At 44.7% G+C, this 14,362-nt stretch carries 7 protein-coding genes; all 7 read left to right on the forward strand.

What is annotated here, in order from left to right; translation table 11 throughout:
* The first annotated feature begins 256 nt into the window (after positions 1 to 256).
* The 7 genes from A4R26_RS32660 (at position 257) to A4R26_RS32690 (ending at position 14,254) form a co-directional block, all read left to right on the forward strand.
* Positions 257 to 820: an RNA polymerase sigma factor gene (locus A4R26_RS32660; RefSeq protein ID WP_165760497.1), complete on the forward strand. Its 564-nt coding sequence runs from the start codon at positions 257 to 259 to the stop codon at positions 818 to 820.
* 95 nt (positions 821 to 915) lie between these two features.
* On the forward strand, positions 916 to 2,124 hold the full coding sequence (locus A4R26_RS32665; RefSeq protein ID WP_081171132.1) for a FecR family protein: 1,209 nt from the start codon (positions 916 to 918) through the stop codon (positions 2,122 to 2,124).
* A gap of 120 nt (positions 2,125 to 2,244) precedes the next feature.
* Entirely contained in the window at positions 2,245 to 5,568 is a 3,324-nt protein-coding gene (locus A4R26_RS32670; RefSeq protein ID WP_081171134.1) for a TonB-dependent receptor, read from the forward strand.
* Between the two features lie 16 nt (positions 5,569 to 5,584).
* A complete protein-coding gene (locus A4R26_RS32675) occupies positions 5,585 to 7,036 on the forward strand; it encodes a RagB/SusD family nutrient uptake outer membrane protein (protein ID WP_081171136.1) in 1,452 nt (483 codons plus the stop codon).
* A gap of 187 nt (positions 7,037 to 7,223) precedes the next feature.
* The gene (locus A4R26_RS32680) at positions 7,224 to 9,152 is read left to right on the forward strand and encodes an FAD-dependent oxidoreductase (protein ID WP_242675081.1); all 1,929 of its coding nucleotides are present in this window, start codon (positions 7,224 to 7,226) and stop codon (positions 9,150 to 9,152) included.
* 50 nt (positions 9,153 to 9,202) lie between these two features.
* Positions 9,203 to 13,285, forward strand: a complete 4,083-nt coding sequence (locus A4R26_RS32685) for a carbohydrate-binding protein (RefSeq protein WP_081171140.1) — start codon at positions 9,203 to 9,205, stop codon at positions 13,283 to 13,285.
* Positions 13,286 to 13,867: 582 nt separating this feature from the next.
* A complete protein-coding gene (locus A4R26_RS32690) occupies positions 13,868 to 14,254 on the forward strand; it encodes a hypothetical protein (RefSeq protein WP_081171142.1) in 387 nt (128 codons plus the stop codon).
* The last annotated feature ends 108 nt before the right edge of the window (positions 14,255 to 14,362 follow it).

A 14,362-nucleotide genomic window follows, 5' to 3' on the forward strand; every position in this document is an offset into this window, starting at 1 on the left:
CTGTTCCAGAAATGACAAAAAGGAGAGTAGCGGTTCGTATAAACTCCGGTCAACTCCACGAGATATAAGCCTCTGATTTTCAGGGTCTTTTTTATTTATAGGGCGCCGGATGATCGAAGCCCGGTAAAAATGAAAGATATTAACAACCCATAATCTGATCATTGCCCCGAATTAATAAATAAATTATTTTGCTACTTTAGTGCTCAAACGATGCTGCTGCTTGTCTTTTATACCTACAAATAACAACGAAGCCAAATTGCTTTCACGCCTGTCTGCCGGTGACCAGGATGCGTTCAGGGAAATTTTTGAATTGCATTGGGATCAGATCCACGCAGTTGGACTGAAAATATTGAAGTCTCCCGAACTGGCGAAGGACCTTGCACAGGATACATTCATGAGAATATGGTATAACCGGGAACAACTGAAAGATGTACATAACTTTCGGGCGTATCTGAACGTCTTATCCAGAAATCTGGCCATTGATCTTCTCCGTAAAAAAGTATTCACCGTTGAAAACGAAGATTACCTTGTAGCTTATTTTTCAGAAGAGGCAACCAGCCCCACTGACGATGCTGAATACAAAGAGTTGAAGCAACTCCTTCACGAAGCGGTTAGTCATCTACCGCCACAAATGCAGCAGGTCTTCAGACTCAGCAGGTTAGAAGGATTAAGTCATACTGAGATCGCTGCCCGGATGAATATCGCACGGGTAACGTCTAAATCTTATATGGTCAGGGCTTTGGCAGCTGTCCGCAAATATCTTTCCCAATACCATTATGAACCGCTATCGCTGCTGCTGATTAATTTTCTGGTTGCATAAATTTTTTTTCCCGCATACGCATTCCTCCTTCTTTTTCATCCGTCATTTAATAATATGCAACCGGAGATTGCCGGCTTGTAAGCATATTATGCCATATGACAAAACAAGAAACTTTAAAACTGCTTTGGGAAAAGTATGTAAGTGATCAAAAACTTAGTGCCCGGGAACTTGACCTGTTGCGGGAATTGATCCATGACGAATCCAATCGCGGTTTAGTAGCAGCGTTGCTCAACGCTGAATATGAAAAAACGCAGGAAGCCGCATCTGCAGAATATTCCTCCCAACAGGCCTTTCACGAGGTTTGGCAAAAATTGCTGCTTGAACAGACTGAAACAAACACTCGTGTAATTACCGTTTCATCCCGGCGCCCATGGTGGAAATATGCAGCCGCCGCAGCGATTTTGCTCACAGTTGGATTGGGCATGTACCGGCTTACGATTGATAAGCCTTCGCCTGCAATTGTTGCACAACAGGCGGCAAACAACTCATCTACTGATATTCAGCCAGGCGGCAATAAAGCTATATTGACACTTGCCGATGGTTCAGTTATCGCCCTTAATGATGCAGCGAATGGTTTATTGGCAAACCAGGGCGGAACAAATGTGGTAAAGCTAACCACTGGAGAACTGGCTTACGAATCAGGTAACCAACAGGCAAACGCTTTGTTATTTAATACCATCGTTATTCCACGCGGTGGTAAATACCGGTTGACATTACCCGACGGAAGCAAAGTATGGATGAATGCTGAAAGCACCCTGCGTTATCCGACAGCCTTCAATGGGAACACCCGTGAAGTGGCATTAACCGGGGAAGCCTATTTTGAAATTGCGCATAATGCTGCGCAGCCATTTCACGTGCAGGTAAAGGATATAAAGGTAGAAGTGCTCGGTACGCACTTCGATATTATGGCTTACGAAAATGAAGCTGCTATTGCTACTACGCTGGTGGAAGGTTCAGTTCGTGTAAGTTCTTCTTCAAAGCAATTGCACCTGACGCCCGGTCAGCAAGCACTGCAGGATAATAATGGTGCCGGCATGAAGATCATTAACGATGTGGACGTTCAGCAAGTGCTTGCGTGGAAGAATGATTACTTCCAGTTCGCCGGCGATCGCCTTGACCACCTGATGCGCCAGATCGAACGCTGGTACGACGTGTCAGTTGTGTATGATGGCCCTGTACCTGATAAGAAATTCGGTGGAAAGATATCACGTTCAAGCCCACTGAGCGATGTACTAAAAGCGTTGGAGTTAAGTGAAGTAAAATTCCGTGTGGAAGGGAAAACAATAACTGTTATCAATAACTAAACATAAAACGGCAGGCATTAAAAAAGCCAGAAGTGCAACGAACACTTCCAGCTGAGGTTTAATGCATTGATGCCACCATTCTCGGGGTAGACATTTTATTACACTAAACACATCAAATGTATGGAAATTAATTATCTGTCGGGCCGATGGCGCCTGCAGCGGCGACTGATTGCCAAAACATTCCTTATTATGAAATTAATTGCCTTTTTGCTATTAGTGGCCTGCCTGCAGGTAAGCGCTACGGGCAATAGCCAGACGATCACCCTGTCTGAAAAAAATGCGCCATTGCCAAAAGTGTTTAAATCGATCGAAAAGCAAACGAAATACGTTTTCTTTTTTGATATGGCGCTGGTAGAAGGATCCAAAAAAGTAACCTTACAGTTTTCTAATGCCACAATAGACGATGTGCTGCAAGCTTGTTTTAAAGATCAGCCGTTAACGTATGCCATTGTCGGAAACATCATCGTTATACATAAAAAGAATGCCGACCCTCAGATTGCACAAGCCAATGTACCGGCTATGGATCCTATCACCGGCCGCGTACTGAACGATCAGGGACAGCCGCTCACCGGTGCGTCTGTGATGTTAAAAAGCAAAAATACAGGAACAAGCACCGATGCAGACGGAAGGTTTTCCATCGAAGCGGTGCGAGGCGAAATTCTGGTTGTTTCCTATGTCGGCTTCGAACAAAAAGAAGTAGCGGTAGGAAGCAGGACTTCCATTGAGATCACTTTGACGCCGGATCAGAAAAGTGTGGAAGAAGTGGTTGTGATCGCATACGGCAAAGTAAGAAAGAGCGATCTGACCGGTTCTGTTTCGCATGTGAAAGGCACTGATCTCAATTCTTTTCCCACAACCAATGTGATACAGGCGATGAGTGGCCGCGCTGCAGGAGTGAGGGTCATGCAGAATAACGGAACACCCGGCAGCCCTGTCAGCGTTCGCATCCGCGGTGCCAATTCAATTCTTGGCGGTAACGAACCACTATATATTATTGACGGATTCCCAAGCAGTCCCACGTATCTGCAGTCTGCAGATATCGAATCAATGGAGATACTGAAAGATGCGTCCTCTACTGCCATGTATGGTTCAAGAGGCGGTAATGGCGTGGTGTTGATCACTACGCATTCGGGAAGGAAAAATCAGGCAACAAAAGTGAATGCTGACATGGGTTACAGCACGCAATCCATCACCAAAAAAATGAAGCTGCTGAATCCCTTCCAGTATGCCTCCCTGTACAACGAGCAGGCGAAGAATGATAATATGGCGCCTTATTTCTCACAGCAGCAGCTGGACGCATTCCAACATATGCCTGGCACTGACTGGCAGGATCTCCTGTTGCGTAAGGCGCCGTTATATTCAGGCAACGTCAGCGTAACCGGCGGTTCAGAAAAGACGACCTTCTATCTTTCCGGTGGGGTATTTTCCCAGGAAGGAATTATTCCTAATTCCGATTATAACCGGTATTCGTTCCGCGTAAACATCAATCATGAGATCAGCAAGATTTTTAGTGTTGGATACACATCAATTTATACACGTAGCGACAGGAGTCATCAAAACTCTTCCCTGGGCAATAGGGGTAGTGATATGTTTGGTGCCATGCTGTTTGCTCCGCCCACGGTTGGCCCCTATGATGCAAACGGCCGGTATGTAAGATTAAACACCGTTTATCCTTTTATCTCCAATGCCATCGTTAACCCGGTAGCACGCCGGGATGAAATGTCAAATAAAACCCAGGTAGATGATATTGTTGCTAATCTGAACCTGCGCATCAAACCGGGCAAAGATCTCGAGTTCAGACTCTCAGCAAACATCCTGAACAGTAATAACCGCAATGATGCTTTCACTAACAGAGAGCCTTATGCCTTGAACTCAACCGGTACGGCCTATGTAGGTACCAGCCAGTTTACAAGCCTGTTAAACGAAAACATTGTGAGCTATAAAAAGACCATCGCTGATAAGCACACACTGGACGTAGTTGCCGGTATTGCCAACCAGTTGGATAAAAACAAGAGCATGGCATCAGGCAACGCCTCTGTCTTTTTGAGCAACACTGTTTATACAGGCAGCCTTCAGTCTGCCGGCCTTGCTGGTTTACCCACCTCCGGTTTTTCAAAAAATGCGCTGTCATCTTTTATAGGCCGTGTTAATTATGGTTTCGATAACCGATACCTGTTTACCATCAGTTTCCGCCGCGATGGTTACTCTGCTTATTCCAAAGAGTTTCGTTGGGAGAATTTTCCCTCTGCCGCAATTGCATGGCGGGTTTCCAATGAAAATTTCCTTCAAAACTCATCCATTGTTTCCGATCTGAAGTTGAGAGCTTCCTATGGCCGCACAGGCAACACTTCGATCGGGCCTTACCAGTCGTTAAATATTCTGCAGCCATACAATACCATTTTTGGTGATGCGCTTACGATCGGGTATGCGCCCCGTGCAGAATATACCGGCAACCTTCAATGGGAAAAAACAGATCAGATGGACGTGGGTGTGGATGCGGCTTTGCTTAACAATAAAGTTCGCATAACGGCAGATTACTATTACAAAAGAACAAAGGCATTATTGAACAAAGTTCAATTGCCCACTTCATTCGGGTATGAAACTGCTTTGCAGAATGTGGGCGAGATCAGCAACCGTGGTGTTGAGATAGGCATTGATGCAACAGTGGTTGATAACCACGACTGGAAATGGACCCTCGGTGGCAATATCGCCTTCAACCGGAACAAGGTTGAAAAATTATATAAAGGGCAGGACATCGTGGGGCCAAATATTTTCACCGGTAATATCAATGATTATATTAACCTGCTTCGTGAAGGCGAGGCCGTGTTTGTTTTTTATGGTTATAAAGAAATTGGATATACAGACAAAGGGCTCATCAGCTATGAAGACAAAAATCCCGATGGGGCTATTAATGCGCTCGACAGAAGCATCATCGGTGATCCAAATCCTGACTTTATCTATGGGTTGAATTCTTTTACCCGGTATAAAGATTTTGAGCTAACCTTGTTCTTTCAGGGTTCCCAGGGTAACGACCTGTTTAATCTTAATAAGGCAAGCACGCTGGATATGGGTTGGGGGCTTAATCAACCTGAAGACGTATATACCGATCACTGGACGACCGGCAAGACAAACGCAAAATATCCAAAACCATCGAATAAGATCAATGGCAACTTCTCAACCCGGTTTGTTGAAGATGGCTCATACCTAAAGCTGAAAAATATCATGTTGTCTTATTCTCTGCCGGTGAAAAACTGGAAGATCAATTATTTGAAATCAGCACAATTTTATGTGAGCGGCCAGAACCTGGTGGTGCTGACGAACTATTCAGGATATGACCCGGAAGTGAATGCATATGGCTCGGCCAATTCATTGGTGCAGGGGGTAGACTATACTGTGTACCCGCCGAGCAAATCAATCACATTTGGTATCCGTTGCACATTTTAATTTTAAATCATTAGATATGAAAAATATTTATGGCCTGGCAGTGATTTGCTTGCTGATGCTTGTTTCCTGCTCCAAGTTTTTAGATGAACGGCCTCAATCCATTGCGGTGGAAAATTTTTACAACACACCGGTTGAAATGGAATCAGGCCTTAACGCGATTTATGAAACAGTCCGCTATCTGTCAACATTTGGCGGTTTCTATACATTGCAGCATGAGATCAACACCGAGTACATGTATGGTCGTGGAAGTTTTGCTCCAATGAATTCTTACCAGGGATTAGATAATACAAACGTGGGGCGTATCACTGATACCTGGAATAATTTTTATAAAGGGATCCGTAATGCCAATATCATTATTCAGAAAGCGCCGCTTGCTACCGGAATCACTGACGAGGAAAGGCAACGGTATATTGCTGAAGCGCGTTTTCTTAGGGGGCTGTATTATTTTCATTTGGTTCGAAACTGGGCAGGCGTGCCTTTACATACAGAAAACAATCTCGATTCCATCAATATACAGAAGAGTAGCCCCGAAGCGATCTACGAACTGATACAGGAAGATATGGTCTTCGCAGAAAATAATCTTCCTGATAATCCACGCCTCGTTGGCACACCGTCAAAATGGACAGCAAAAACTGCATTAGCCGAGGTTTATCTCACGCTAAAGAAATATGACCTCGCCAGAAAAGCAGGCTGGGAAGTGATTCAATCGAAAAAGTATTCGTTGGTGAGCGTTTCAGTGGCAGATGATTTTGAAAAGATCTTTGGCCGGGATGCCAATAACACGAGCGAAGAGATCATGTATTTCAAATATTCTTCAAAGGTGGCTGGTCAGGGTTATCAATACCTGGCTTATCTGCATGCTACAAGTACAGGCAATTTTCCTCCGGGTGGATTTGCTACTATCTATAGTGATTCGTTAAACCCTTTCCTGAAAAATTGGGATCGTGCGGACCTGCGTTACCGGTTTACCTGGTATGCATCAAACATCAATATTGCTCCATCAACAGTGTTATGTAAAAAATTTAGTGATAAACAGGCAACGATCCAACAGGGAAACAATGATTATCCATTGTATCGATACGCAGATCTATTATTGTTCTATGCAGAAGCAGAAGCCAGCATGAATGGTGCTCCAACAGCTGATGCAGTCGAAAAACTGAATATGGTTCGCCGGCGTGCTTATGGCAAACCGGCGGATATGCCAGATGCTGCAATCGACATTAAGATCACCGACTATCCGGACCTCGACGCTTTTGTACAACGTGTAGTACTTGAGCGTGGGTATGAAACCGTTGGTGAAGGAAAACACTGGTTTGATCTGAAAAGATTGGGTATCTGGAAAAAAACCATAAAAGAAATTGAAGGCCTGGATATGGCGGAAAAGCATATGTTATGGCCCATCCCTCCACGAGAGTTTAATGGCAATACTGCATTGAATCCGACCGCGGATCAGAATCCGGGGTATTGAGGACCGACCTGTAAGGTCCATCATAGGGCCTTGCATTATTATTAGCTGAGTTGAACCTGACAGGTCGGATGATCACGAACTGTTCGCCGGATGAAGGCAGACAGCTATTTTATTACTAACAATAATATTGGCTATGAAGTATGTATGTTTAGTGCTATTCGCACTTTGCAACCTGTTTTTTATTCCATTGCAAAAGGTTGCTCCGATAAAAGCAGAGATCTGTATCTATGGCGGCAATGCGGCCGGTGTTATCGCCGCATATACTGCGGCAAAGATGAATAGAAAGGTCATTCTTATTGAGCCGGGTTTCCACCTCGGCGGACTCACTACCGGTGGACTTGGATACACCGATATTGGTAACAAATATGCCATCACCGGACTTTCGCTGGATGTGTATCGCCGTATCGGCAAACATTATGGAAAGTTTGAACAGTGGATATTTGAACCGGGTGTGGCAGAAAATGTGATGAAGCAATATATCGCCGAAGCAGGCGTACAGGTTTTATATGGTCACCGTATTGAAAAAGCCGAAAAAGAAAATGGGAAACTGCGTAGTATAACCGTTCAGAAAGAGGATGGAAGCACGCAACAGGTTATCGCCGGCATGTTCATCGATTGTTCTTACGAGGGCGACCTGATGGCGCGTGCAGGAGTTTCTTATACAGTTGGCCGGGAGGCGAACAGTTTGTACAATGAGACGTATAATGGGGTGCAGTTACTGGATGGTCACCAGTTTCCGGATGGTATTGATCCGTACAAAACACCCGGCGATCCCGCCAGTGGTTTGGTGTGGGGTGTCAGCGATGGGAAATTAAATGAAACCGGAAGTGGCGATAAGAAAGTGCAGGCGTATAATTTCCGTATCTGCCTTAGCAATTTGCCGGAAAACCGTGTGTCTATTGAACGGCCGGATAATTATGATTCCACGCGTTATGAATTGTTACTACGATACCTTCAAAAAAAGGTTCCGGGCGACTTATGGGGCTTTCTCAAGTTTGACCTGATGCCGAATCATAAAACAGACATCAACAATAACGGCCCCATTTCCACAGACATGATCGGCTATAGCCATAATTTTCCCGAAACGGATTATGCAACAAGGAAAAAAATACAGAAGGATCATGAAGATTATACAAAGGGACTGCTATATTTCATCGGTCATGATCAGCGTATGCCTGAGCACTTAAGAAATCAGATGCTGCAATGGGGGTATCCGAAAGATGAATACACAGATAACGGAAACTGGTCGCCACAGATGTATGTACGCGAAGCCCGCCGGATGAAAGGCGAATATGTGATGACGCAACATAACTGTGAAGGCCGTGAAGTGGTGACCGATGCTGTGGGACTGGCTGCCTATACAATGGATTCTCACAACTGTCAGCGGATAGTGGTGAATGGTATGGTGAAAAATGAAGGCAATGTGGAGGTTGGCGGCTTCGGCCCTTATCCAATTTCTTATCGCTGCCTGATACCGAAGAAAGGAGAGTGTGATAACCTGCTGGTGCCGGTTTGTCTTTCAGCAAGCCATATCGCTTATGGGTCTATTCGCATGGAGCCGGTGTTTATGGTCCTGGGCCAGTCTGCCGCCATTGCGGCTTCGCTCGCTTTGGAAAATGGCAACGATGTTCATAAGGTTGACATCAAAAAGCTTCAGGATATCTTGAAAAAAGATCCGTTGATGAATGGCAGCACGCCGGAGGTAATGGTGGATAATGATGATAGAAAAAATGTCACGGCTAAAGGCGCCTGGCAGGTTTTAAAAAAAGGCGCTTATGGACATTCAATGTTTATCGATAGCAGCAAAGGCGCGAGTTTAAAATCTGTTCGGTTCACGCCCCAGCTTTCAAAAACAGGTGCTTACCAGATATACATTTATATACCGAAACTGAAAGGTATGGCTTCACAGGTGCCAATTAGTATCTCCACAATATCAGGTATTAAGAAAATCGTTATAAAACCTGCAGAGGTCATTGTGGAAGGCCAGACTTCCGGAGAATGGGTAAGTATTGGTACATACCGGCTCGCAAAAAACAAACAGAGTTTTGTAGAGATCCAAAACGCAAAGGCCGATGGCTATATGCCGGCAGATGCGATACTTTTTATTCCTCAGTAAGTAATATGGGCGTGCGCCGCTTATTATTCAAAACATAAACATATTGCCATATGAAAAAGTTTACATTGCTGGTTTGTTTATGCATGCTGGCCTGCGTAGGCAGGCTCGATGCACAGTTTTTGTTGATTGATGACATGGAAGGCAACGGACCTGCTTCGGGCAACTGGATCTATAATGCAGGAACTAATGCAACCGGTTCTGTTATTTTTAATGCAATTAATCCAGGCCCATCATCATTGAATTCAAGTTCGCACGTAGCGAAATTTACAAAGGATACCAGCTGTTCGCCTTATATGGCGGCGGCGGTAACGCTGGCGTCTGGCCTCGATCTTTCTGCCGGCGCCTCATTTAAGATGATGGTATACAGCAATGTGAAAGAAGACGTGTTGTTCAAACTGCAACCCGGTTCAGATTATACACAGGCCGTCTTTCAGACATATCGTATCCAAAATGTAAATCAATGGGAAGAAGCGGTGTTCACATTTACCGGTATTAATAACCGTACTGATCTTAATCGCATCGCCATTCAGTTTATTGATGGGAAAAAAGCGAATGGTATTTTGTACTTCGACCAGATACAGGCGCCTAACCCAACGAGTTTACAACTTACTTCTCTTAACATTCCGATGGGGGCGGAGAACGGAACGATCGTCCAGGTGAAACTGCATGGCGATACATTCAAACCGGCGCTTAACCAGGCAAATTGGTTTACATCTACGTTACCACCTGGTGTATCCATCGGCAGCCTTTTACGGATGAATGATACGACCGCTCATCTCGTACTGACTGGTAATTCGACTGCTAATTATTCCCGGACTGCATTTACGCTTTCAGTGAATGGAACCGAACTGCAGAATCCGAATGTACCGGACTATGCAGCAAAAGGAAGTGTGGTATTTGATGGTAATCCAAACTGGACGATGATCTACAATGATGAATTTGACGTCGATGGTTTGCCTGATCCGGCAAAATGGACAATTGATGCGCGTCCGAAAGGATGGATCAATAATGAACAGCAGGTGTACGCAGATGCAACAAGGGATAATGCACGTGTGAGAAATGGTAACCTCGTTATCACGGGGAAAAAAGACTTTCCTACCGGAGATCCCAATGCGCCATGGTCTTCGGCCCGCGTAGTTTCATTAGGCAAAATGGAATTCCTGTATGGAAAAGCAGAAATGCGTGCGAAACTGCCAAGGGCAAGAGGTTCATGGCCTGCCTTCTGGCTGATGCCAGTCTCCAGTGCGTATGGGCACTGGCCAAAAAGCGGTGAGATCGATATCCTCGAACATGTGGGCAACAATTTTGGAAAGGCAATGTGCGCCGTGCACGTAGAAAATAAGAACTGGACCAACGGAGGTAATCTCGGCGGAAACCAGATCATGCCGGATGTTGATACAGTGTATCACACGTATGGCCTGGAATGGTCTCCTGATTCTTTACGCTTTACTCACGACGGTGTTGGATTTTATACTTACGTAAATCCAAAGACTGATTGGAAAGACTGGCCCTTTGACAAATCATTTTTTGTAATACTAAACATTGCTATCGGCGGTGGCATGGGCGGAGCTATTACGGATGCGGACTGGCCGGATAGCATGCAGGTGGATTACGTGCGTATTTACCAGAAAGGGTTGGGCACGCCGGTATTGGACTCCATTCAGGTAACACCGGCAGATGTGTCTGTGTTGCCTGGTAAAACACAACAGTTTGCCGCGAAGATCCTCGATCAGAACGGGCATGTGATGAACGGCATCACACCAACCTGGACTATCACCGGTGCCGGCAATATCATTTCGGGCACAGGTCTGGCCTCCATTCAAAGCAGTGGCGTGGTAACAGCATCTGGCAAGCATAATTCGATTACCGTATCGGGATCAGGCTTTTTCAATGTAAGACCAGCGAACTATAAATTCATTCCCGCAAGAATAGAAGCAGAAGCATCTGACAATTCAAATGTTTGCTGTACCGAAAATACGGCTGATACGAGCGGCGTATTAAACGTAAGTTATATTGGTAATGGGTCCTGGTTTGAATACGATATAAACGTTCCGGATTCCTCAGCTTACCGTATCCGCTTTCGCGTTGCAGCTAACAACGCGTCAGACATCGATATCAGGATCGATAGTACGATATTGGCTACAGTGCAGATTCCGGCAACAGGCGGATGGCAAACCTGGAGAACTGTTGTTACTGCCCCGATCATTTTTGGACCCGGACTAAAAACCATCCGCATCACCTCATCTTCTTCTGGATGGAATTTCAACTGGCTGCAGTTTGTAGCGGCAGCTGATCACCAGGTGAATAGTATCGCTGTACAACCTGACAGCGCACGGATAATAATCGGTGAGCGTTTGCAGTTGAAGGTGATCGGTCGCGATCAGGATAATAATTTTATTATGCTTTCGCCGGCACCGGTTTGGTCGGTGAATAGCAGCGAAACGCAGGTAAATGCCAACGGATTATTTACAGCTGATTCATCAGGTATTTATATAGTCAAAGCTATCTCCGGTTCGCTCTCGGACAGTTCAATAGTTCGTGTACTTGGCACGCCCGTTCTGACAACGATTGTCATCAAGCCAGATACATTGGTCGTTCCGGTTGGAGCATCGCAGCAGTTCACGGCAAAAGGATTTGATCAATATGATGCGCAGGTGCCATTAACAGATTCCGTATACTGGTCGGTAACAGGAGCGGGCAATACGATCAGCAATGCCGGATTATTGAATGCAGGGAACGCAACCGGAACTTACTATGTAACTGCAACCTCCGCTGGTGTAACGGGTAGGTTGGCGTTGCAGCTTGGCTATACCTGTACTGTCAATAAACGGTATGAAGCAGAGTCGGCTTCTTCAAAAGCAACCGGACTTACAGCAGTGACCACTGATGATGTGAATGGAGGCCAGCATTTCGAAAATGTAACAACTGGTAAATGGTTTGCTTATAACGCATTGAAAATACCATCGGCTGGACGTTACACCATCCGTCTTCGCGTGTCCACTACAGCTGCTGCGAAGATCAGGATAGGGCATGGAACTAACACCTACAAGTTGATCGATATCCCATCTACAGCAGGGCAATGGCAAACGATCTCCGATACACTTACGTTGCCTGCGCTAAGCTATACAGGCATTCATGGAGTATCAGGATCATTCAGGTTTAACTGGTTTGTGATCGATAATTGTGCAACCGCTGCAACTTCACTGGCGGGCATTACTATATCGCCAGATACGATCCTGCTCGCTACGGGAAGTACATACAAGTTCAAAGCATCAGGGCATGATAACAGCGGGCAATCGGTCAATCTTCCCGCTTTTCAATGGTCAGTGGATGGTATTGGCAATACCGTTGATTCAACCGGTTTGCTGACTGCAGGTTCAACGCCGGGTAACTACCTGATCACTGCTTCGCACGGTGGTATAACCGGTAACGCACTTGTTCAACTGGTACAATGTTCAGTGAATAAAAAATACGAGGCGGAAAGCTTCTCGGGTCGTCACTCCGGGCCAACACTGGAAGCATGCACAGATATTGGTGGCGGACAGAATTTCACAGGTCTTGCACCAGGGCATTATTTTGCTTACAATACATTGAATGTACCATCAGCAGGTTTGTATCGTATCAGCTTGCGTGTGAGGTCCAGCGCACCATCGCAGGTAAGGATCGGTCATAGCAGTTTTACATTTGGTATTATTCAGATTCCATCAACCAATGGAGAATGGATGACGATCATTGACACAGTCACACTACCCGCGCTCAGTTATACAGGTATTCATGTTGTTTCCGGCAGTTTTAAGTTCAACTATTTCTTTATCGATAACTGCTCACAATTGGGTGAACAAACGAATAGTGCGAGGATAATCGCCAGCACCGTTGGCGAGATATCAGAACCGGACAATAAAGTACTTTATCCAAACCCCACGTCCGGGCAATTGACAATCGTGCCCGGTAGCGCAGGATATCGCACTGTTCGCATCCTGAATGAGTTGGGGCAATTTGTTGAGCAGTGGTCCTTAAACCCTGCCGATACGATCATGGTTAAAGATATCAGCCCATGGAATGCCGGAGTGTATTTGCTGATATTTGAGGGAATGAAAGGGAGGCGGCAGACGTTTAAGTTGATCAAACAATAATTAATAACGGCCGATAGTGGTCGTTTTAAACCCCTAACGCCTTGATTTTAAGATACTTTTATCTGTTCGACAAAAGATAAAAAGGAAAGTAGGGGTTCGATTACAGTCCCCTCACCTCCACGAAATTGTAAAACCCGCTCCTGTAGCGGGTTTTGCGTTTGATACAATCAGATTGTTCTTTTGAAGATGTTTTATCTTTTTAGAATGCGCTGTTTATTGGTACGAATCCGGTAACATTCTTGTATAAGAATATGGGCAGGCACTTGTTGAACTTCATTATTACTTTCTATGATAATGATACTATACTAATCTTTGCTCCAGAAAATTTTTCCATACAGTAAATCTCTGTTTAGCACTGGAATAATCATGCAAAATCCCTACACAGAAGGTACAAGCGAGAATGACTGTAATGTTTAATGGGTACGCTGGGACAGCCTGCTCAAAAAATTAAAAGCACAGTCAGACAAAATGGACTAGAGCAGGATGTACCAAAGGCGATATTAAGAAAACTTTACAGATGCCATTTCTATATTGAAATCAAAATCTTTTTAATGTTGTAAAACATTAAAATCTCTTCTTACCATGAAAAAATATCTACTTTCTTTTTTATTAACTATTTCATTTGCGGGTTTGGTAAAAGCCCAGGATAAAACAGACAGTAATAAACAATTCCTGCAAATCACCACTATTGAATCAGTAATTAGTGGTGGCGCAGGTCGCTCAAAGATGATCATTACCAATCCCGATGCTTCACAAGAAGAAGTAGACCTGGAGAACCTGTTCAGTATGATGGGTATTAATTTTAAGAATATTAAATCAAACGAACTGAAGATCACCCAAACCTTAAAAAATTATACTGATAAGGGTTGGAAGTTGGAACAGGCAACCCCTTTATCAGTAAGTCCAGGCCAGGGTTCAAATGGCATATTCATGACAAGGTATCTGTTATCGAAGACCGGTCAAAAATAATGATATAGCCGAATAATAAAGCTAAGAATTTGTGAATCGGCATTCTATCTATTAATTGTGTTACAGGTTTAATACGATTAAAGAATTCCTTTAATTGGTTCGACAATC

Source organism: Niastella populi, from assembly GCF_002078015.1.
In the GTDB taxonomy this organism is placed as follows: domain Bacteria; phylum Bacteroidota; class Bacteroidia; order Chitinophagales; family Chitinophagaceae; genus Niastella; species Niastella populi.

Coding starts and splice junctions, on each gene's coding strand:
- A4R26_RS32665 (WP_081171132.1), top strand. CDS start 916: ATGACAAAACAAGAAACTTTAAAACTGCTTTGGGAAAAGTATGTAAGT.
- A4R26_RS32670 (WP_081171134.1), top strand. CDS start 2,245: ATGGAAATTAATTATCTGTCGGGCCGATGGCGCCTGCAGCGGCGACTG.
- A4R26_RS32675 (WP_081171136.1), top strand. CDS start 5,585: ATGAAAAATATTTATGGCCTGGCAGTGATTTGCTTGCTGATGCTTGTT.
- A4R26_RS32685 (WP_081171140.1), top strand. CDS start 9,203: ATGAAAAAGTTTACATTGCTGGTTTGTTTATGCATGCTGGCCTGCGTA.
- A4R26_RS32690 (WP_081171142.1), top strand. CDS start 13,868: ATGAAAAAATATCTACTTTCTTTTTTATTAACTATTTCATTTGCGGGT.